Origin of the sequence: Nocardioides xinjiangensis (assembly GCF_017916385.1) — a bacterium.
Taxonomy (GTDB): Bacteria; Actinomycetota; Actinomycetes; order Propionibacteriales; family Nocardioidaceae; genus Nocardioides; species Nocardioides xinjiangensis.
On record NZ_JAFMSW010000001.1, the window covers coordinates 1731617 to 1752365 of the forward strand.

Consider the following 20749-nt stretch of genomic DNA (forward strand, 5'->3'; position numbering starts at 1 on the left):
GCAACCGGGCAAGATTACCAGCGGCCGCGCGGCAGGCCCGCATCGCGGAGCGCCCGGCCGCCCGGTCCCGCCCGACCCGCCTCGCGCGCCCCTGTGGAGGGCGCGCCCGCGGCGGGGCGGCTCGGGGCTAGCGTCGAGCGGTGTCCAGGACCGCAACGCCCCGGTCCGCCATCGTGGTGGCGGGACGCTACCGCCTGCTCGACCAGGTCGGCACCGGGGGCATGGGCTCGGTGTGGCGCGCCCGCGACGAGCGCACGGGTCGCCTCGTCGCGGTGAAGGTGCTGGGCCGGCACGGCTCGGCGGTGCTCGCGCGGTTCGTCCGCGAGCAGGCCGTCCGCGTGCGCCACCCCCACGTCGTGGCACCGCACGGCTGGGCCGCCGAGGACGAGCTGGTGGTGCTCGCGATGGAGCTGGTCACGGGCGGGTCGGTCGCCGACCTGCTCCGCGAGCACGGCGCGCTCGACGCCGGCACCGCGGGGCTCCTGGTCGGGCAGCTGCTCAGCGGGCTCGCGGCCGTGCACGGTGCCGGACTGGTGCACCGCGACGTCAAGCCGGCCAACCTCCTGCTCGAGGCGACCGGCGACGGACCACCGCACCTGCGCCTCGGCGACTTCGGCGTCGCCGCCCCGGTGGCCGACCGGCGCTTCACCACCGTCCCCGGCGCCATCGGCACCGACGGCTACATGGCGCCGGAGCAGGCGCGTGGCGCCCCGCCCGACCCCGCCCAGGACCTCTACGCCACGGGTCGCGTCGCCCTCGAGCTGGTCACGGGGCTGCCTCCCGCCCTCCAGCGGGGGATCCCCTCCCACCCGCTGCGGCCCCTCGTCGAGCGGCTGGTCGTCGACGACCCGGAGCAGCGCATCGCCACCGCCGAGGCGGCGCTCCGCCTGCTCCGCCGGCTCCCCCTGCCGGCGCCCGACGGCCCGCCGGTGCCCGACCGCCTGGGTCCCCCGCCGCGCCGCCGCACGCCCTCGGCGTCGGTCCGCGGCGACGTCGACTGGGCCGGCTGGACGGCCGTCGCGGTCCTGGCCGGCGTGGTCGTGGCGTGCCTGTGCCTGCTCCTAGGCTGGACCGCATGAGCACCCAGCTTGCCGTCGGCGCCCACGTCGCGCAGGAGGACCCGGTCGGCGAGGCCGTCGCGCGCGACACCTCGCTCGTGCAGTTCTTCCTCGGTGACCCGCAGGGCTACAAGGGTCCCGAGGTCCGCTTCGACGGCGGGGCGGCCGCGCTGCGCGCCGCGGCGGAGGACGCCGGGGTCGACCTCTACGTGCACGCCCCCTACGTCGTCAACGTCGCCACGACCAACAACCGCATCAGGATCCCGAGCCGCAAGCTGCTCCAGCAGCACATGGTCGCGGCGGCGGAGATCGGCGCCAAGGGCCTCATCGTCCACGGCGGGCACGTCAACAAGGCCGACGACCCGGCCGTCGGCTTCGACAACTGGCGCAAGGCGATCGAGGCCACCGACATCCTGGTCCCCCTGCTGATCGAGAACACCGCGGGCGGCGAGAACGCGATGGCGCGCCACCTCGACCGGATCGCCGGCGTGTGGGACGCCATCTCCTCGGCCGACGGCGCCGAGCGTGTCGGCTTCTGCCTCGACACCTGCCACGCGTGGGCCGGCGGCATCGACCTCGGTGACGCCGTCGAGAAGGTCCGCGGCATCACCGGCCGCATCGACCTCGTCCACGCCAACGACTCGCGTGACGACTTCGGCTCGGGCGCCGACCGCCACGCCAACTTCGGCCGCGGCCGACTGCCCGCCGACGAGTTCGCGGCGGTGGTCCGCGAGGCCGGCGCGCCCGTCATCTGCGAGACGCCCGGCGGGGCGGCCGACCACCTCGCCGACTTCGCCTGGCTGCGCGAGCGCCTCTGACCGGGCTCAGCTCGTGGGGAGAGCGGTCACCACGACGTTGCTGAGGTAGGCGGTCCCGTCCCAGTCCTCGCAGGTGATCAGGACCAGCCGTGCGGGTCCGCCCCGGCCGAGGACGCGCTCGTTGCGGCGAGCCAGCTCGCCGCGGCCCAGCACCTCGACCGACGCGACGGCGTACGACGAGCGGCGGGTGCCGTCGAGCACCAGCACCTCGTCGCCGCGACGCAGGTCCTCGAGGTCGTCGAAGGCACCGCCCCCGCTGCTCACGGTGTGCCCGGTCAGGACCGTGGCGCCTGTGGCGGAACCGGGGCGGGCCCCATCCGCCCACCAGCCCACGCGACGAGGGTCCGCGGGAGGGGTCAGCACGCGGCGGACGGCCACGATCGGCGTCACCGCGGCGCGCACGCCGAGGGCGGGGACGACGACACGCCGCGGTCGCCGGGCCGGGACCGAGGACGCCGGCGGCGTGGCAGCCGTCGGCTCGGCCCGGTCGGCGCGGACGACGCCGGCGGTCTCGCGGGCCTGCTCGTCGACCGCCGGAGCCTCGCCGGGGCGCAGCCCGACGAGGACGCCGGCGACGACGAGCGCCGGCGCGGCGAGCACCGCCCCCAGGTGGAGGAGGCGCTCGCCGCGTCGAGAGGAGGTCGGCTCAGCCACGAGCCCGTCGGGTCCACGCGAGCCGTCCCGCGACGCCACCGAGCAGGACCAGCAAGAGGGCGAGCAGCGAGGTGCCGGCGACGGCGTCGGAGCTGCCTCGGGCGTCCACGCCGGCGTCTACCGCGGTGGGAAGCACGTCGTTCGACGCGCCCTGCTCGGTCGGGAGCGTGGCGTCCGACCCGAACGCCTGCTCCCCGAGGACCTCGGCGTCGGACGGCTCGAGGGACACGGGCGACTCCAGCGACTCCGACGGCTCGGTCGACGCGGGAGACGTCGGGGACGTCGGGTCGGACGTCTCGTCGTCCACGTCGGTCGACCCGGGCGTCGTCGACGTGGGGGTGCCCGGCGTCCCCGGCTCGGTCGGCGCCGACGACGTGCCGGGCGCGCACTGCTGCACCCAGAAGACCTTGGTCTTGGTGTCGTTGCCGTTGGAGCGCGGCGTGCTGATCGTCAGGCGCACGTGGTAGCCCTGCTTCGGGTGCGGTTCGCCGGTGAAGGAAAGAGTGTACGCCTGGCGCCCGTCCAGCCCGGTCTCCGTGCCGGCACCGGTGGCCGGGTCGCCCCCGACGAACACCTGCGCCGGTCCGTCGACCGTCATGCCGACGCCGGTCGTCGGCGCGTGCTCGGTGAACGTCACCGTCGAGATGATGTCGGCGCCCTGGTCGAAGCCGTACCACTCGACCTGGAAGGTGCATCCGGGGTGCGGGGTGTTGTTCGGGATGCGGTCGAGCTCGCCGAGGGGGGCGATCTTCACCGTGCCGTTGTTGCCCGCGGGATCGCCCTGACCGCTGCCGTTGCCGTTGCCGTTGCCCGGGTTGCCGTTGCCGTTGCCGGGGTTGGCGTTCCCGGAGCTCCCGTTCCCGTTGCCGGGGTTCGCGTTGCCGTTGCCCGCGTTGCCGTTGCCCGGGTTCCCCTGGTGGCCGTTGCCGTTGCCGCCGCCGTTGCCCTGGCCGTTGCCCTGGCCGTTGCCCTGGCCGTTGCCCTGGCCGTTGCCCTGGCCGTTGCCCTGGCCGTTCGCCTGGCCGTTGCCCCGGCCGCCGCCGTTGCCGTTGCCGTTGGCCTGGCCGTTGCCGTTGGCCTGGCCGTTGCCGTTCCCTTGGCCGTTGGCCTGGCCGTTGCCCTGCGGCGCCGGCGGCTGCTGGGCGGCCGGAGGGGCCGTCGGCGTCGCGGCCTGGGTCCCGCCGTTGCCGTTCGTGAGCCCGTGCGCGTTGCCGTTGCCGTTGCCGGGGTCGGCGACGGCGGGCGTTGCCGCGAGCCCGAGGCCCAGACCGGTGCTCGCGGTGAGGATGGCCGCAGCAGCGAGTCGGGCCTGCGACCGGATCCGGTGGCCGGTCGAGCGAGACGTGGGTGACATGTGTCGTGTTCCTCCTATAGTCCGGCGACGCTGCCGGAGACCTGTACGCGAGTCATCGGCTCAGCCGTCCCTCCCGAGCGGGCCGATGCGCCGTAGTACCCACCTCAACCACCCACCCACCGATGGGTTACGCCGAGCCACCCGGTCGGGTGGGGGTCTCCTCACCCGTTCGGGCCACGCGGGGCGAGCCGCCCGGGTCAGGGCTCGCCGGGAAGGGGGTCGCAGGAGCTCGGCACGGGCGTGCAACCGAACCGGCGGGCACTGCGTCTCTCCTCACGAAGGGACCAGACACGCACGGGGGTGGTGTCTGGTCCCTTGTAGCCTTTCCGGAGTGACGACCCCCCTGACGCTGCGCCCTGTCTCCGCGCCCGAGCACCGAGACTTCATCGCCGGCCGGTCGTCCGCCAGCTTCCTCCAGACGCCCGCCTGGGCGCAGGTGAAGGCCGAGTGGAAGGCCGAGTCCATCGGCTGGTTCCGCGGCGGCGAGCTGGTCGGTGCCGGTCTGGTCCTCTACCGCCAGCTGCCGAAGGTGAAGCGCTACCTCGCCTACCTCCCCGAGGGTCCGGTCATCGACTGGTCGGGCGACGACCTCGAGTCCTGGCTGCGCCCGATGGTCGCCCACCTCGCGCGCCAGGGCGCGTTCGCCGTGCGGATGGGTCCGCCCGTGGTGACCCGCCGCTGGTCCGCGGAACAGGTGAAGGCCGGGATCGCCGACGAGTCGGTGCGGCGGCTCGGCGACGTACCCCCTCTCGAACGCTGCCAGGACGGGGCGCGGGTGATCGCGCAGCTGCACGAGCTGGGCTGGCAGCGGCAGTCGGCGGAAGGCGGCTTCTCCGCCGGACAGCCGCAGTTCAACTTCCAGGTCCCCCTCGTCGACGAGGACGGCCGCCCGCGAGCGGAGTCCGACGTCCTGGCCGGGATGAACCAGCTGTGGCGCCGCAACATCAAGAAGGCCGACAAGGCGGGCGTGGAGGTCTCTCTCGGCGAGCGGGCGGACCTCAAGGCCTTCCACGACCTCTACGTGCACACCGCCGAGCGCGACGGCTTCACCCCGCGCCGCCTCGCGTACTTCCAGACGATGTACGACGCACTCGCCGCCGAGGACCCCGACCGGATCCAGCTCTGGCTGGCCCGCCACGAGGGCGACCTCGTCGCCGCGACGATCGCGATCCGGGTGGGGACCCATGCCTGGTACTCCTACGGCGCGTCCTCGACGGAGAAGCGCGAGGTGCGCGGCTCGAACGCCGTCCAGTGGGCGATGATCCGCCACGCGCTGGCGGCCGGCGCGCACGTCTACGACCTCCGGGGGATCACCGAGACCCTCGACGCCGACGACCCGCACGTCGGGCTGATCCAGTTCAAGGTCGGCACCGGCGGGCAGGCGGTCGAGCACGCGGGCGAGTGGGACCTGCCGGTCAACCGGGTCATCTACAAGGCGTTCCAGCTCTACCTGGCGCGCCGGGGGTGACGGGTCGATGAGCCTCACCCTGACCGTCGACGGCGAGCGCTGGCGCGCACACCTCCTGGCCACCGTCGCGCGCCACCCCGGCATCGTGCCGGTCGCCAAGGGCAACGGCTACGGGATGTCCGTCGGACGCCTCGCGCGCCGGGCGCAGTGGCTGGCCGACCACGCCGCCGAGACCGGCACCGACGTCGACCTGCTCGCGGTCGGCACCTACGACGAGGTCGAGGAGGCGGCCAGCCGCTACGCCGGCGACTTGCTCGTCCTCACGCCGTGGCGCCCGTTCGGCGCCGCCCTCGAGCTCGACGACCGGACGGCCCGCCGGGTCGTGCACACCGTCAGCCGGCCCGAGGACCTCGCCGCCCTGCGGGGGCGACACCCCGACGCCAGGTTCGTGCTCGAGCAGCTGACCTCCATGCTGCGGCACGGGATGACCCGTCGCGACCTCGCCGCCGTGGCCGAGGCGCTCGGCCCGGGTCGTGGCGGCCTCGGGGGCGTGGCCATGCACCTGCCGCTCAACACCACCTCGCACCTCGGCGAGGTCAGCCGGCTCGTCAACGACGTCGTCGCCTCGGGACTGCCCACGCGCACGGTGTTCGTCTCGCACCTCACCCACGCCGAGCTCGCCCAGCTGGCGGCGGCCTACCCCGACTTCACGGTGCGCCCGCGCATCGGCACCGACCTCTGGCTGGGCGACCGCGGTGCGCTGCGGGCCACGGCCACCGTGCTCGACGTGCACGAGGTGGAGCGCGGCGACACGTTCGGCTACCGCGGCCGCACCGTGCCCAAGCCCGGGCACATCGTCGTGGTCAGCGGCGGCACCGCGCACGGCATCGGCCTCGAGGCACCGACCGGGGACCAGTCGCTCAAGGCGCGCGCCGCGACCCTGGCGCGTGGCGGCCTCGACGCGGTCGGCTTCGTCCGGTCGCCGTTCTCCATCGACGGCAAGCAGCGGCTGTTCGCCGAGCCGCCCCACATGCAGGCGTCGATGCTGTTCGTCCCCTCAGGGGCGCGCGTCCCGAGCGTCGGCGAGGAGATCGACGTCCGCGTCCGCTTCACCGCCACCGACTTCGACCGCGTCGTCGTCGCCTGAGGCGTCCTTCAGCACCGCGACGACCAGCCACACCAGGCCCAGCACGCGCAGCACGACGGCCAGCCAGTAGGCCCTGCCGTCGTCCTGCAAAGTCGGCACGAGAGCCTGGCCGACGTACCACCCGGTGAGCACCCAGCTGACGAGGTGCAGCCCCTGCCAGACGAGCAGGTCGCGCCAGCGACGTACGGCGAGCGCGGCCAGCGGGAGCAGGAGCAGCGCGGTCTCCGGCGGCGCCGACGGCGCGACCACGAGGGCGGCGGCCAGCAGCACCAGGCCGGCACGCGCACTCGCCCGCGGGGTCGGGGGCCCGCCCCGGATCCCCCACCACGCAGCAACCGCGGCGACGGCGAGCACCACGAGCTGCGCGACGGCGCGGGCGGCGCCCGAGCTGCCGACCCCGAGCTGCTCGAGCAGCAGCCAGATCGAGCCGAGGTCGGGGTCCTCGCCCGTCGCCCGGCCGGGCAGGGTGACGACGACGTACGCCGCCGCTGCCGCGAGGATCGCGTCGACGCGGTCGCGCGTGCGGCCACCGACGGCCACCACGCCGAGGAGCGCCACGGCCACCGGCAGCGCGAACGCCGCACCGACACCGGCGCCGACGCCGGCGAGCCAGGCCCGCCCGGACGTCCAGCCCCAGAGCAGCACCGCGACACCCGCGGCCGCGACGAGCTCCCACGACAGCCAGTGGACGAGCAGGACCGGGCCGAGCGCCCACCCGGCGGCGGCCCACGGACGCCGGCGGTCGACACGCACGAGCAGCACCGTGGTGAGCAGCGCCAGGGCGGCGAGCAGGACGGCCAGCCCCGCTGTCGTCGACACCGTGCCCGAGCCCGGGTGGAGCGCCGCGAGGCGCTCGATCCAGGCCGCCACGCGCGGCGGGGTGCCCGCGTCGGCGGAGGCGCCCGCCAGCTCGGTCCAGCACAGCTCGGCGTAGGGCTGGTCGGGCTTGCTCCACCCCGAGGGCACGCATGCCGCCTTCGTCGCCATGCCGGCCGCCAGCACCACGGACGTCGCGCCCACGAGCGCCCGGGATGCGTTCCACCACCGGTGGCCGCCGGCGTGGTCCCCGACCGGTCCGCCGAGCACCTCCGACATCGCGGACGCCACCGGGTCGGTGCGCGTGGGCGCCTCGCGGTCGGGCCGCACGGTCAGGGTCGGGTGTCCGGCACGGCCCGGCGCGCGGCCGGCGACCACGGGGAGCGCGACGTCGGGGTGGGCGTCGGAGTGGGCGTCGGGGTGGCCGTGGGCGGCGGCGGGGGCGGCACCGGGGTGGTGGGCGGCGGCGGCACCGGGGTGGTCGGCGGCGGCGGCACCGGGGTCGTCGGTGGCGGCGGCACCGGGGTCGTCGGCGTCTCCGTCGGCGTCTCGGTCGGCGTCTCGGGCACCACGGTGGGCTCCCCGGTCGGGCTGGGGTTCCGCGTCGGCTGCTGGGTCTGCGACGGCGTGGTCGGCGGCGGGACGTACTCGTGCCCGTCGTCGGGCGCGTCACCGTCGACGAAGACCGGCTCCGGGAAGTCCTCGACGTCCTTGCCCTCCATCACGCGCTGCATGATCGAGGTCCAGGTCTTGGCCGGGTAGTTGCCGCCGAAGTAGCCCGACCGGCCGTCGGAGCTCGTCGGCAGCCAGAGGTCCGCGCCGTCGGGGCGCGGGACGTCGAGCCCCTCCCGGCCCTTGCCACGGACGTACATCACCGCGGTGGAGATCTGCGGGGTGAAGCCGACGAACCAGGACGACGACACGTCGCCGTCGTCGTTGGTCGCCGTGCCGGTCTTCGCGGCGGCGGGACGGGCCAGGCCCAGCGCCTCGGTGCCCGAGCCGCTCTCGACGACCTGCTGCAGCGCGTAGGTCACGTCGGCCGCGATGTCGGGGTCGACGGTCTCCTTGCTGCGCTGCTTCGCCTCGTAGAGGACTTCGCCGTCCTTGTCGACGACCTTCTGCAGCACGTGCACCTCGTTGCGGGTGCCGCCGTTGGCGAGCGTGGCGTAGGCGTTCGCCATGTTGATCGGGCTGACCTGCGCCGTGCCGAGCGTGACGCCGACGTTCTCCTGGAAGTCGATCGAGCGGCGCGGGATGCCCCAGCGCTCGCCCCCGTTGCCCGGGATGCCGAGGTCCTCGGCCGCCTGGATGACCTTCTGCGGGCCGTCCTCCATCGAGTCGACCATGTCGACGAAGGCGGTGTTCACCGAGTTCTCGGTCGCGGTGATCATCGAGACCGCCGACCCGTAGTCCTCGTCGCCCTGGTTCTCGAACTCGGTGCCGGCGATGTCGATGGGACTGTTGCCCTCGAAGGTGTCGTTGAGCGAGAAGCCGTCACGGATGGCGGCGACGTCGGTGGCGGCCTTCATCGTCGAGCCGGCCATGCCGCCGGAGACCGCCCAGTTGATCTGGGACTCGAGGTAGTCCTGACCACCGTAGAAGCCGAGCAGCTCGCCGGTCCGGGTGTCGACGGTCGCGGCCCCGACGTGCAGCTCCTTGTTGCCGGCCGGCCCGGGCATGCCGGCGTCGGGTCGCTGCTCCTCGACCGACTCCTGGACGTCGGCCATCACCTGGGGGTCGAACGTCGTGGTGATCCGCAGGCCGCCGCCGTCGATCTCGTCCTCGCTCGCGATGCCGCGGTCGAGGATCTCCTGCTTCACCAGCGAGAGCATGTGGCCGCGCTGGCCGCCGAACTGGCTCTGGGCCTTCACCTTGGGGAACTTCGGGAGGCGCTGGACCGCCTGGTCGCGCTCCTCGGTGGTGATCGTCCCCATCTCGGCCATGCCGTCGAGGACGTACTCGTAGCGGACCCTGAGGTCGTCCTTGGCCTCCTGGCCGTTCGCCGGGTCGTAGCGCGAGGGGTTGTTGAGCACGGTGGCGAGCACCGCGGACTCCCGGAGGCTGAGCTCGCTCGCGTCGTGGTCGAAGTAGGCCTTCGACGCCGCCTGGATGCCGTAGGCGCCGCGGCCGAAGTAGATGGTGTTGAGGTACCCCTCGAGGACCTCTTCCTTGCTCAGCTGCTGCTGGATCTTGAGGGAGACGATCGCCTCGCGGATCTTGCGCTTGTAGCTCTGCTCGCTGGTCAGGTAGAGGATCTTGACGTACTGCTGGGTGATCGTGGACGCACCCTGGCGGTCGTTGCCGCGGGCGTTGGAGAACAGCGCGCGCAGGATGCCCTTGGGGTCGATGCCCTTGTCGGTCCAGAACGTGCGGTTCTCGGCGGCGACGACCGCGTCCTGCATGGTCTGCGGCATCTCGCCCAGGGGGATCGACTCCCGGTTCTGGTCCTCGTAGTAGGTGCCGAGCTGCTGCTTGCCGTCGCGGTAGTACACGAAGGTGGTCTGCGCCTCGAAGGCGGAGTTGGGCGTCGGGATGCTGATCGCCTGGTAGAGCACCACCACGATCCCGCCCAGCACGAGGGCGCCGACGACGCCGAGGATCGAGAGGACCTTGACGACCTGGGCTGCTCGCTGCTTCCTCGTACGCCGCGGCTGGGGCCGCCGGGTCTGGGCCTTGCCGTCAGCCCTCCGCTTCTTCGCACTCACGCGGGCAAGCGTACGGTGACCGGCGCGGCAACCCGGATTCGTCACCGGCGGATATATCGCTACGATAGGTCACATGGCACGCCGTGGTGACACCATCGAGCTGGCAGTCCTCGGGCTGCTGCACGAGGGACCCATGCACGGCTACGAGCTGCGCAAGCGGCTCAACCTCATGCTCGGCTGGGGCCGTGTGCTGTCCTACGGCTCGCTGTACCCCGCCCTGAAGAAGATGCTGCGCGCCAACCTGATCCGCGAGGTCAGCGCCGCTGCCACGCCGACCAGCCGTCGGCCCCGCATCGTCTACGAGGTCACCCCCGCCGGCAACGAGGAGTTCCAGCGCCTGATGTCCGAGGTGGGCCCCACGGCGTGGGAGGACGACAACTTCGACATCCGGTTCGCGTTCTTCTCCTCCACCGACATGGAGATCCGGCTCAGGGTCCTGGAGGGTCGGCGCTCGCGGCTGCAGGAGCGACTGGCGCGCGTCCAGGCCGAGCTCGCGCGCACCCAGGCCGAGGTCGACCGCTACGCCGGCGAGCTCCAGCGCCACGGGGTGGAGTCGGTGGAGCGCGAGGTCCGCTGGCTCTCCGACCTGATCCGCGCCGAGCGGGGCGACTCCGAGGCGCCACCGACCCGGTCCGCCGGCACCGCCGGCGTCCCCACCCCGAGCGACTGACGGCAAGACCCGCACACAGACCCCCAACACAGACCCCAGCACAGAGCCAGGACAGAGAAGGAGAGCCCCATGGGTTCGGTACGAGTAGGCATCGTGGGAGTCGGCAACTGCGCCACCTCCCTCGTCCAGGGCGTGGAGTACTACAAGGACGCGGACCCCGCAGGGACCGTCCCGGGCCTCATGCACGTCGTGTTCGGTGACTACCACGTGCGCGACGTGCAGTTCGTCGCCGCGTTCGACGTCGACGACAAGAAGGTCGGCAAGGACCTCTCCGAGGCCATCAACGCCTCGCAGAACAACACGATCAAGATCGCCGACGTCCCGACCCTCGGCGTCGAGGTCCTGCGTGGGCCGACCCTCGACGGCCTCGGCAAGTACTACAGCCAGACCATCGAGGAGTCCGGCGCGGAGCCGGTCGACGTCGTGCAGGCGCTCAAGGACGCCGCGGTCGACGTGCTGGTGTCCTACCTGCCGGTGGGCTCGGAGGAGGCCGACAAGTTCTACGCCCAGTGCGCCATCGACGCGGGCGTGGGCTTCGTCAACGCGCTCCCCGTCTTCATCGCCTCCGACCCCGAGTGGGCCAAGAAGTTCGAGGACGCCGGCGTCCCGATCGTCGGCGACGACATCAAGAGCCAGGTCGGCGCGACCATCACCCACCGCGTGATGGCCAAGCTCTTCGAGGACCGCGGCGTGGCGCTGGACCGCACCTACCAGCTCAACGTCGGCGGCAACATGGACTTCAAGAACATGCTCGAGCGCGAGCGCCTGGAGTCCAAGAAGGTCTCCAAGACCCAGGCCGTGACCTCCAACCTCAAGGGCGAGCTCGCCGACAAGGTCAGCGACCGCAACGTCCACATCGGCCCGTCCGACTACGTCGAGTGGCTCGACGACCGCAAGTGGGCCTACGTCCGCCTCGAGGGCCGCGCGTTCGGCGACGTCCCGCTCAACCTGGAGTACAAGCTCGAGGTGTGGGACTCCCCCAACTCGGCCGGGATCATCATCGACGCCGTCCGCGCCGCGAAGATCGCCAAGGACCGCGGCATCGGCGGTCCCATCATCCCCGCGTCGACCTACCTGATGAAGTCGCCGCCGGTGCAGATGCCCGACGACCTCGGTCGCGCCGAGCTCGAGAAGTTCATCGCCGGGGAGTGATCTCCCCGCGTCGCACGACGCGCGCAGCAGCGGCCCCACAGGTCCACGTCCCGGACCTGCGGGGCCGCTGTCGTCCCCTGCCTATGGATAGAAGCGCTTCTCGTCGGGTACAACCGGACGAGGCCACCGGAGACACCGGTCGGGGAGGAGGACCCACATGCGAGGCGTACGACGGATCAGCGTGGCGGCCGCGGCGATGCTGCTGGCGGGGTGCGCGCAGGGCACCGGTGACTCGGAGGACACGTCCGACGCGACGTTCGACAGCGACGCGGAGCTGTCGGGCGAGGTGCAGGTGATGGGCTTCGGCGCCGGCGACGAGATCGCCACGGTGCGCCTGGACCGGGCCACGGAGGCCCTGGGCAGCGAGGCCGACGTCAAGCTGATCGAGGGCGACCTCGACATCCAGCAGTTCCTCTCCTCCGTGGCCTCGGGCGAGCCCCCGGCCCTCGTCTACGCCGAGCGGTCCCAGATCGGGACGTTCGCCTCGCGCGGTGCCGTCGTGCCCCTCACCGACTGCATCGAGGGCGAGGGCATCGACACCTCCGTCTTCCGCGAGTCGGCGCTCAACGAGGTGACCTTCGACGACGAGGTCTACGGCATCCCCGAGTTCAACGTCGTCCAGCTCACCCAGGCCAACGCCGACCTGCTCGAGCAGTCGGGGCACACCATCGAGGACGTCAACGGCTCGGACTGGGACGCCGTCTCCGCGGCCAACGAGGACCTGATGAAGATGGAGGGCGGCAACCTCGCCACCATCGGCTACGACAGCAAGCTCCCCGAGTTCCTGCCGCTGTGGGCCAAGGCCAACGGCGCCGACCTGATCTCCGAGGACGGCCGCACCGCGCAGCTCGACGACCCGGCGGTGGTCGAGGCGCTCGAGTGGGCGGTCTCGATCTACGACGCGCAGGGCGGCTTCGGGGAGGTCAAGGCGCTGCGCGACTCGGCCGACTTCTTCGGCGACGGCAACCAGTTCGCCACCGGTGTGCTGGGGGCGATGCCCATGGAGCAGTGGTACGTCAGCGTGCTCAACGACGTCTCCCCCGACGCGCCGATGGCCTTCGACACCGTCCGCGACCTGCAGGGCGAGCCGATCGCCTGGGCCTCCGGCTCGGCCTGGGCGATCCCGAAGGGCAGCCCCAACCCCGAGGCGGCCTGCCGGCTCGCCCGCGTGATGACCGAGACCGACTCGTGGATCGCGGCCGCCGAGGAGCGCGTGCGGCTCCGCGAGGAGAGCGGCGGGCTGTTCACCGGCATCCTCACCGCCAACGAGGCGGCCGACGAGGCCGTCCGCGAGATGGCGCCCACCGACGGCGACTCCGTGTGGTCGCAGGCCGTCGCCGCGATGTACGAGGCGAACGACCACACCTTCGCGATGCCGGCCAACCCGGCGGGCGACGAGTTCGAGCAGGCCTGGCAGGACGAGGTCAACAAGGTCCTGACCGACGGCAAGGAGCCGGCCGACGCGCTGGCCGACGCCCAGACCGCGGCGCAGGAGGCGCTCGACGAGGCCTGGGCGACCTGGGACGAGAAGTGAGCGTCGCCGCCCCTCCGGCCCGACGGGCTGCCGGAGGGCGGCGGCGGCGCGAGGGACGCGCCGCGCTGCTGTTCATCAGTCCGTGGCTGATCGGCTTCGCCGTCTTCATGGCCTACCCGGTCCTCTACACGATGTACCTCTCGCTGACCGACTACGACGTCATCAACGACCCGACCTTCGTCGGCCTGGAGAACTACCGCGAGCTCGTCTCGGACGAGAAGGTCACGCTGGCCCTGCGCAACACCTTCGTCTACACCGCCATGGCCGTGCCCGCCCAGCTGGTGCTGTCCCTCGCCCTGGCGCTGCTGCTCCAGCGGGCGGGGCGGGCGGCCGGGTTCTTCCGCACCGCGTTCTTCCTGCCCAAGATGACGCCGCCGGTCGCCGTCGGCGTGCTCCTGCTGATGCTGCTCAACGGCCAGAGCGGCCTGCTCAACGAGTTCCTCGGCTGGTTCGGCATCAACGGCCCGAACTGGACCACCGACCCGGACTGGGTCAAGCCCGGCCTGGTCGTCATGTCGCTGTGGACCGTGGGATCCTCGGTCATCATCCTGCTCGCGGCGCTGCAGGAGGTCCCCGACGAGCTGCTCGACGCCGCGCGCGTCGACGGTGCCGGGTGGTGGGGCCGGCTGCGGCACGTGGTCCTGCCCATCATCAGCCCGGCCATCTACTTCATCGTCGTGGTCGACACCATCGCCTCGCTGCAGTCGTTCACCGAGGCGTACACCGCCTTCTTCGGTGCCGGCAACACCACCTACAGCAACGACGCGGCGCTGTTCTACGCCATCTACCTCTTCCAGCAGGCCTTCGAGTTCCTGCACATGGGCTACGCGTCGGCGATGGCGGTGCTGCTCTTCGGCATCGTGATGGTCGTGACCGCCGTGCAGGTGATGCTGAGCCGGCGCTACGTCCACTACACGGGGGGCCCACGATGAGCTCACCCCACGTCGTTCTCCGACTCCTCCGCTTCGCTCCCCCGCCGAACAACGACGAGGGGACCCCGAAATGAGCACGCTCGACCGGGCCGGCGAGGTCGGCCCCACCACGGTTCCGCCCCTCGTCGAGGACGAGGCGCACACGCCCCCGGCCCCGACCGCCCCCCCGAGCCGGCGGCCGCGCGGGCTCGCCGCGCGCGTCTTCGTCACCGTGGCGCTCGTGGTCATGACGATCGCCTTCGTCTACCCGTTCGTCTGGCTGATCAGCGCCTCGCTCAAGCCGCGCAGCGACGTCTTCGACAACCGGCTGATCCCCGAGACGCTGACGTTCGACAACTACGTCGAGGTGTGGAACGCCGCCCCGATGGGGGCGTGGCTGCTCAACACGGCGTTCGTCACGGTCATGGCGACGCTCACCGTGACGCTGTCCAGCGCGCTGGTGGCGTGGGGGTTCGCGCGCTACCGGTTCCGCGGGCGCAACGTGCTCTTCGGGCTCGTCCTCGCCTCGATGATGATCCCGGGCGCCGCGACGATGATCCCGACGTACCTGATCTGGGACTCGCTCGGCATGGTCGGGACGCTCACGCCGCTGTGGGCGGGCAACCTGTTCGGCACGGCGTTCTACATCTTCCTGCTGCGGCAGTTCTTCCTCGGCCTGCCGCCCGAGCTCTTCGACGCCGCCGAGATGGACGGCGCCGGGCACTGGAAGGTGTTCTGGCACATCGCGCTGCCACTGACCCGCCCCGCGCTGGTCGTGGTCGCGCTGTTCGAGTTCCAGGCCGCGTGGACCGACCTCATGCGGGGCCTGATCTACCTGCGCGACCGCGAGGACTTCACCGTGCCGCGGGGGCTCAAGTCGATGCTCGACCAGTTCGGGTTCGGCGGCGAGTGGCACTGGGAGCTCGTCGTGGCGGCCAGCGTGATCGCGACGCTGCCGATGATCGTCGTGTTCTTCATCGGCCAGAAGCAGATCATTCAGGGAGTCGCCAGCACCGGCACGAAGGGCTGAGCACACCGGCCGCCCACGAGCGAGTAACTTCGCGACCACGACGTCGTTCTCAGGTCATCGACGCGCCCCCGACGCGTCCTACCACTGAGGAACCCGATGTCCCGATCCCGTCGGCTCGCGGCCACCACGGCCGTACGCGCCCTCGCCACGACCACCCTCCTCGCCGGGCTGCTGACCGCCACCACGGTCGCCACCGCCGGCTCCGCCACCGCCGCCGGCGCCCCCAGCGCCCCGGCCGCGTCCCCCACCGTCGTCTCGGAGGGGGTCGTGGGCGGCCTCGAGGTGGAGAACTCGTTCGTCTCCGCCGTCGGCTGGGTCAAGCCCGGCGAGACCTACCCCTCGCGCATCATCGTCCGCAACACCTCCGCACTCCCCGTCGTCGGGGCGAGCGTCGCCATCACCGCACCCACCGGCAGCCGCATCCTCAAGGCCGGCGCCACCGCGGTGGACGCCCGCAGCCACACCTGGCAGGTCGGCAGCCTCGCTGCCGGCGCGACCCGCACCCTCGTCCTCGAGAGCCGCGCCGACGACCTCGCCCAGCTGCCCACCGTCGTGTGGCGCGACCTGTCCACCACCGCCACCGTCACCGTCGCAGGCGCCAGCCGGGCCTTCACCAGCCACGGCCCCAAGGTGATCCCGCCCGGTTCCGAGTACGACACCGCGCGCTACGGCGACCGGCCGTTCCCCGTCGTCCCGGTCGCCTACACCGACCGCGGCTACGGTGAGCACGAGCGCTCCCTCGACACCGTCATCAACGACCCCTCCTTCGAGGGCTCGACGTTCAACCTGTTCCAGGAGATGAGCCTGGGCCAGCTCTACCCGGAGGGCACCGTCCCCTCCGCCGGCATCGAGTCCGCGGACTTCGCCTACGAGGGCAACACCGCGACCGGCGGCCAGAAGGCGTTCCCGTTCACCAAGGTGGTGCCGGGCCAGACCTGCCTCGGCGTGACGCACGCCGACGTGCCGCTGCCGACGAACCCGCTCTACACCCAGCGGATCCGCGACGGGGTCTACCAGCTCCCGGGCAGCACCGGCTACTACGGCTCCGACGGCAACGGCTCCGCCGTCGTCGGCTCGCTCGCCGGCGCCGCGGCGCTCATGCAGATCGACTCCGGCTGCGGACCCACCGGCAAGATCGTCGTCGACGCGGCCGCCATCGCCGACCCGGAGATCGACTACTCCGACTACGACACCGACAAGGACGGCGTGGTCGACTTCTTCATGGCCGTGTTCGCCGGGTGCGGCGGCAACGGGTCCTCGCAGCTCGGCCCCGCCGGCTGCGACCTGCCCAACCCGACGACCGGCACGCCGGACCTGCCCTACGACAACATCTGGCCCCACTCCTCGAGCCTGGAGTTCTACTACACCGACCCCGTCACGGGCCTGCCAGGCTTCACCACCGACGACCAGCTGAAGGACCTCGAGGGCCGGCCCCTCTGGTACACCGACGACAGCTACGACGAGATGACGACCACGCCGGGTCCCGACGCCCTCAAGGTGTTCGTGCGCGTGGGCCCCTACAACCTCAACCCGGAGACGGCCATCGACCACGCGTCGGTCATCTCCCACGAGTACGGCCACTCGCTCGGCCTGCCGGACTTCTACTCCCTCGGCGGGCGCGAGACCTACGGCGACTGGAGCCTGATGGCGACCGACAAGTCGCACCACATCGACGCCTTCGGGCGCCAGGAGCTCGGCTGGGTGGTCCCCGAGGTCCTCGACTCCTCGCGCACCGAGTCGGGGATCACCGACTCCAAGCAGGACACGAACACCATCACGTGGCAGACGCCCACGGGGACGGCGTACACCCTCACCGAGGGCCAAGGCGGCGTCGGCCGGGTGCAGAACTCCCAGATGTACGTCGCGAAGCTGCCCGGCCGCGTCCTCCTCGACCCGGCGAAGTTCGACACCGGTGACACCGCCACCGCCTCGCACACCTGGTGGTCGCGCTCCGGCAACGACTTCGGCTGCTCGACCGACGGCGGCGGGCACAACATCGACGTCGCCCTCCCCGAGGCGGCCGACCTGCCCGCCGGCACCACGCTCTCGCTCGATTTCAAGTCGATGTGGGACATCGAGTGGGACTACGACTACGGCTTCGTGCTGACCTCCGGCGACGGCCGGGACTACGTCTCCCACGCGTCCGCCGAGGGCTACACCACCTCCAACACCGACCTGCTCGCCGGCAACCCCAACCAGAACGGCTGCCAGGCGGCCTACGACAACGGGATCACCGGCACGTCCGGCTCCTACGCAGCCGGCACCGAGGCCACCGACCGCAAGCTGGGCGAGACCCCGGAGATGGTCTTCCTCGCCGACTCCTACGACATCTCCGACCTGGTCGGCACCGACGCCCCGGTGCTGCGGTTCAGCTACGCGACCGACCCCGGGCTGGCGCGCCCCGGCTGGTTCATCGACGACGTCACGGTGACCGCGACCCTGCCCGACGGCACCACGCGGGAGATCTACGCGACCGACTTCGAGACCAGCGGCTCGTCCGACGACCCGCGGATCTTCAACGGCGGCTGCCGGGCCGACGGCCCGGGCGGGGACTGCGGACAGGGGTGGCAGTACGTCGCCGCCGGCGCGGAGGGCCCGTCCGACCACGCGTACTACCTCGAGATGCGTGACCGGTCCGGGTTCGACCTCGACGGCAACGGCCAGGTCGACCGCGACCCGATCGCCTTCCAGTCCGGGTTCTACACCGCCTACACCGACGAGGCGCACGGCTACGGCAATGCCGGGACCGACGACCCGCCCGCCCAGTCGCCGCTCGACAGCCAGCCGGAGCCGGGCAGCAACACGCCCGACCTCGGCGACGCGGCCTGGACCGCGGCCGACGGCGACTCCCACTTCTCCGACGGCGGCGAGGGGTGGACCGACAACTACGCCGACCCGAGCAGCCCGTCGGGCAACTGGGAATTCCGCCACGACTGCCTCACCTTCGACGTCCTGCGCATGACCGGCAACGGCGACGGCACGGAGACCGGCGAGGGTCCGCAGCAGGCCGACGGCGACCTGACCGGCGACGTCCGGTTCACCCTCGGGAAGGGCTGCGGCACCTTCGACTACGGCTACGACGAGGAGCCCCTGCCGCCGGCCAACACCGCGCCCCAGGCGCGGGCGACCGCGACGCCGGCCACCGCCGCCGCGGGGACCGAGGTCACCCTCGACGCCTCCGGCAGCACCGACGCCGAGACACCCGGCAGCCTCACCTACTCGTGGGACCTCGGCAACGGCGGCACCACCAAGGACGCCGAGGGCCCGGTGGTGAAGCGCGTCTTCGGCAGGCCCGGGACGTACGACGTCACCGTGACCGTCTCCGACGCCGAGGGCCTGACCGGCACGGCGACGGTGCGGGTGACGATTACCGAGCGCGGCGGCCCGACCGGTCCCTCGCCCACCCCGGACCCCACGTCCACCCCGGACCCGGGTGCGGGCGGCGCGGGCCAGCCGACGGTCGCCGTGACCTCCCAGGCGCCCGACGGCCTCACGCGCCGGCACCCGTGCCAGGGGCGCTCGGTGGGCCACCTCGGGAGCTGGCGGGTGCTGCGGGGCGAGGCCCCCGGCGGTTCCTACTGCGACAACCGCGGTCGACGCCCGGGACGCGACGTGCTGCGCCTGACCTTCGAGGGCGACGCGGTGGACGTCGTCCTCGGGCGCGCGGCGCGGGGCGGCCGGGCCGTGCTGTTCGTCGACGGCGAGCGGATCGGAACGGTGTCCTTCGCGGGACGGCGGGCGCGTCCCCGCCTCGACCGGCACGCGGTGATCAGCGGCCTCCGCGGCGACCGCCCGCACCGGCTGCGGCTCGTGGTCACCCGCGGGACGGCGTACGTGGAGGGCTTCCGCACCGCGCGCTGACCGCCGCCCACGCGGTGCCCACACGGCACCCACACGCGACCCGCCCGGACCCGGTCCGGGCGGGTCGTGCCGTTCCGGCGCCGGTCACGGGTCGGCGGGTCAGCGGGTCGGCGGGTCAGCGGGTCGGCGGTTCCTGGTCCTGCCGCCCGGCCCACCAGGCGCGCAGCGCGGCCTCGGCCTGCTCGGGCGTCTGCGGGCCCTCGTCCATCCGCAGCTCGAGCAGGAACGCGTACGCCTGCCCCACCTCGCGACCGGGTCCGATGCCGAGGACCTCCATGATGCGGTTGCCGTCGAGGTCGGGCCGGATCGCGGCCAGCTCCTCCTCCTCCGACAGCCGGGCGATGCGCTCCTCGAGCGCGTCGTACGTCCGGCGCAGGCGGTCGGCCTTGCGCTGGTTGCGCGTGGTGCAGTCGGCCCGGGTGAGGATGTGCAGCCGCTCGAGCTGGTCGCCGGCGTCGCGGACGTAGCGCCGGACGGCGCTGTCGGTCCACTCGCCCGAACCGTAGCCGTGGAAGCGCAGGTGCAGCTCCACCAGCCGCGAGACCGCCTCGATGTCGTGGTTGGAGAAGCGCAGCGCCTGCATCCGCTTGCGGGTGAGCTTGGCACCGACGACGTCGTGGTGGTGGAAGGTCACCACCCCGCCGGCCTCGAAGCGGCGCGTCCTGGGCTTGCCGACGTCGTGCATGAGGGCGGCGAAGCGGCTGATGAAGTCGGGAGCAGCGTCGCGACCGCCGCCGAGGCGGTGCTCGAGGTCGATGGTCTGCTCGAGCACGGTCAGGGTGTGCTCGTAGACGTCCTTGTGCCGGTGGTGCTCGTCGCGCTCCAGCGCCAGCGCCGGCAGCTCCGGCAGCACGTGGGCCGCCAGCCCGGTCTCGACGAGGAGCGTCAGGCCGAGCCGCGGGTGCGGGGCGCACACCAGCTTGACGAGCTCGTCGCGCACCCGCTCGGCCGAGATGATCTCGATGCGCCCCGCCATCGCGGTCATCGCCTCGACGACCTCCGGGGCGACGGAGAACCCGAGCTGCGCGGCGAACCGGGCGGCGCGCATCATCCGCAGCGGGTCGTCGGAGAACGAGTCCTCAGGGGCACCCGGCGTGCGCAGGACCCGCTCGGCGAGGTCGACGATGCCGCCGAACGGGTCGACGAACTCGCGCCCGGGCACGCGGACGGCCATGGCGTTCACGCTGAAGTCGCGCCGCCCCAGGTCGCCCTCGAGGCTGTCGCCGAAGTCGACGTCGGGCTTGCGCGAGGCCGGGTCGTAAGTCTCGGAGCGGTAGGTCGTGATCTCGACCTGCCACGGGCCCTTGCGGCAGCCGATCGTGCCGAAGTCGCGACCCATGTCCCACACGGCGTCGGCCCACCCGGCGAGCAGTCGCTCGGTGACGTCGGGACGCGCGGAGGTGGTGAAGTCGAGGTCGTTCTGCAGCCGTCCGATCATCGCGTCGCGGACCGGGCCGCCGACCAGCGCCAGCTCCTCGCCCGCCGCGGTGAACCTCGCGCCCAGCTCGTCGATCACCGACCCGATGCGCGCGAGCTCGTCGGCGACGCGCGCCTGGATCTCCACGATCGTGAGCGGTTGCAGGGAGGCGTCGGACACGACAGGCCAGTCTACGTGCCGGCGCGGCTCGGCC

Annotated in this window: 15 protein-coding genes; 10 read left to right on the forward strand and 5 right to left on the reverse strand. The window is 72.5% G+C overall.

The window, feature by feature from the left end; translation table 11 throughout:
• Nucleotides 1–140: 140 nt before the first annotated feature.
• Both J3P32_RS08205 and J3P32_RS08210 read left to right on the forward strand, forming a co-directional pair.
• Nucleotides 141–1079, forward strand: coding sequence for a serine/threonine-protein kinase (locus J3P32_RS08205; RefSeq protein ID WP_210439316.1), 939 nt, complete (start codon nucleotides 141–143; stop codon nucleotides 1077–1079).
• Nucleotides 1076–1876 (forward strand): deoxyribonuclease IV, encoded by an 801-nt coding sequence (locus tag J3P32_RS08210; RefSeq protein ID WP_210439317.1) that lies wholly within the window; start codon nucleotides 1076–1078, stop codon nucleotides 1874–1876. Before J3P32_RS08205 ends, J3P32_RS08210 begins: the two co-directional genes overlap by 4 nt.
• A 6-nt stretch (nucleotides 1877–1882) precedes the next feature.
• Here the strand turns inward: J3P32_RS08210 and J3P32_RS18170 are convergent, their stop codons facing one another.
• Nucleotides 1883–2530, reverse strand: a complete 648-nt coding sequence (locus J3P32_RS18170) for a class F sortase (RefSeq protein WP_307861625.1) — start codon at nucleotides 2528–2530, stop codon at nucleotides 1883–1885.
• Nucleotides 2523–3884 carry a hypothetical protein gene (locus tag J3P32_RS08220; RefSeq protein WP_210439318.1) on the reverse strand — a complete coding sequence of 454 codons (1362 nt, stop codon included), beginning with the start codon at nucleotides 3882–3884 and terminating at the stop codon, nucleotides 2523–2525. The genes J3P32_RS18170 and J3P32_RS08220 overlap by 8 nt, the downstream gene beginning before the upstream one ends.
• 331 nt (nucleotides 3885–4215) lie before the next feature.
• On the opposite strand from J3P32_RS08220, the gene J3P32_RS08225 reads away from it, so the two are divergent.
• Together J3P32_RS08225 and J3P32_RS08230 are read left to right on the forward strand one after the other, a co-directional pair.
• Nucleotides 4216–5352 (forward strand): lipid II:glycine glycyltransferase FemX, encoded by a 1137-nt coding sequence (locus J3P32_RS08225; RefSeq protein ID WP_307861626.1) that lies wholly within the window; start codon nucleotides 4216–4218, stop codon nucleotides 5350–5352.
• Nucleotides 5353–5359: 7 nt separating this feature from the next.
• Complete coding sequence (locus J3P32_RS08230) at nucleotides 5360–6439, forward strand: alanine racemase (RefSeq protein WP_210439320.1); 1080 nt, start codon at nucleotides 5360–5362, stop codon at nucleotides 6437–6439.
• Here J3P32_RS08230 and J3P32_RS08235 read toward each other — a convergent pair.
• Together J3P32_RS08235 and J3P32_RS08240 are read right to left on the reverse strand one after the other, a co-directional pair.
• Nucleotides 6350–7585, reverse strand: a complete 1236-nt coding sequence (locus J3P32_RS08235) for a hypothetical protein (RefSeq protein ID WP_210439321.1) — start codon at nucleotides 7583–7585, stop codon at nucleotides 6350–6352. The two genes, J3P32_RS08230 and J3P32_RS08235, sit on opposite strands and share 90 nt — an antisense overlap.
• A gap of 2 nt (nucleotides 7586–7587) precedes the next feature.
• Entirely contained in the window at nucleotides 7588–9960 is a 2373-nt protein-coding gene (locus J3P32_RS08240; protein ID WP_210439322.1) for a transglycosylase domain-containing protein, read from the reverse strand.
• A gap of 73 nt (nucleotides 9961–10033) precedes the next feature.
• On the opposite strand from J3P32_RS08240, the gene J3P32_RS08245 reads away from it, so the two are divergent.
• From J3P32_RS08245 to J3P32_RS08270, 6 genes are all read left to right on the forward strand, one after another.
• Nucleotides 10034–10630 carry a PadR family transcriptional regulator gene (locus J3P32_RS08245; protein ID WP_210439323.1) on the forward strand — a complete coding sequence of 199 codons (597 nt, stop codon included), beginning with the start codon at nucleotides 10034–10036 and terminating at the stop codon, nucleotides 10628–10630.
• A 69-nt stretch (nucleotides 10631–10699) separates the two neighbouring features.
• Nucleotides 10700–11782, forward strand: a complete 1083-nt coding sequence (locus J3P32_RS08250) for an inositol-3-phosphate synthase (protein WP_210439324.1) — start codon at nucleotides 10700–10702, stop codon at nucleotides 11780–11782.
• Nucleotides 11783–11939: 157 nt separating this feature from the next.
• Nucleotides 11940–13316, forward strand: coding sequence for an extracellular solute-binding protein (locus J3P32_RS08255; RefSeq protein ID WP_210439325.1), 1377 nt, complete (start codon nucleotides 11940–11942; stop codon nucleotides 13314–13316).
• The gene (locus tag J3P32_RS08260; RefSeq protein WP_210439326.1) at nucleotides 13313–14248 is read left to right on the forward strand and encodes a carbohydrate ABC transporter permease; all 936 of its coding nucleotides are present in this window, start codon (nucleotides 13313–13315) and stop codon (nucleotides 14246–14248) included. Before J3P32_RS08255 ends, J3P32_RS08260 begins: the two co-directional genes overlap by 4 nt.
• A 70-nt stretch (nucleotides 14249–14318) precedes the next feature.
• Nucleotides 14319–15257 carry a carbohydrate ABC transporter permease gene (locus J3P32_RS08265; protein WP_210439327.1) on the forward strand — a complete coding sequence of 313 codons (939 nt, stop codon included), beginning with the start codon at nucleotides 14319–14321 and terminating at the stop codon, nucleotides 15255–15257.
• 96 nt (nucleotides 15258–15353) lie between these two features.
• The gene (locus J3P32_RS08270) at nucleotides 15354–19118 is read left to right on the forward strand and encodes a PKD domain-containing protein (protein WP_210439328.1); all 3765 of its coding nucleotides are present in this window, start codon (nucleotides 15354–15356) and stop codon (nucleotides 19116–19118) included.
• Between the two features lie 115 nt (nucleotides 19119–19233).
• On the opposite strand, the gene J3P32_RS08275 is transcribed toward J3P32_RS08270, so the two are convergent.
• Complete coding sequence (locus J3P32_RS08275; RefSeq protein WP_210439329.1) at nucleotides 19234–20715, reverse strand: CCA tRNA nucleotidyltransferase; 1482 nt, start codon at nucleotides 20713–20715, stop codon at nucleotides 19234–19236.
• Nucleotides 20716–20749: the final 34 nt, after the last annotated feature.

What these genes read in the sequence shown, in the direction of transcription:
- J3P32_RS08210 (WP_210439317.1), top strand. Translation starts at nt 1,076, where the DNA reads ATGAGCACCCAGCTTGCCGTCGGCGCCCACGTCGCGCAGGAGGACCCG.
- J3P32_RS08220 (WP_210439318.1), bottom strand. Translation starts at nt 3,884, where the DNA reads ATGTCACCCACGTCTCGCTCGACCGGCCACCGGATCCGGTCGCAGGCC.
- J3P32_RS08230 (WP_210439320.1), top strand. Translation starts at nt 5,360, where the DNA reads ATGAGCCTCACCCTGACCGTCGACGGCGAGCGCTGGCGCGCACACCTC.
- J3P32_RS08245 (WP_210439323.1), top strand. Translation starts at nt 10,034, where the DNA reads ATGGCACGCCGTGGTGACACCATCGAGCTGGCAGTCCTCGGGCTGCTG.
- J3P32_RS08250 (WP_210439324.1), top strand. Translation starts at nt 10,700, where the DNA reads ATGGGTTCGGTACGAGTAGGCATCGTGGGAGTCGGCAACTGCGCCACC.
- J3P32_RS08255 (WP_210439325.1), top strand. Translation starts at nt 11,940, where the DNA reads ATGCGAGGCGTACGACGGATCAGCGTGGCGGCCGCGGCGATGCTGCTG.
- J3P32_RS08265 (WP_210439327.1), top strand. Translation starts at nt 14,319, where the DNA reads ATGAGCACGCTCGACCGGGCCGGCGAGGTCGGCCCCACCACGGTTCCG.
- J3P32_RS08270 (WP_210439328.1), top strand. Translation starts at nt 15,354, where the DNA reads ATGTCCCGATCCCGTCGGCTCGCGGCCACCACGGCCGTACGCGCCCTC.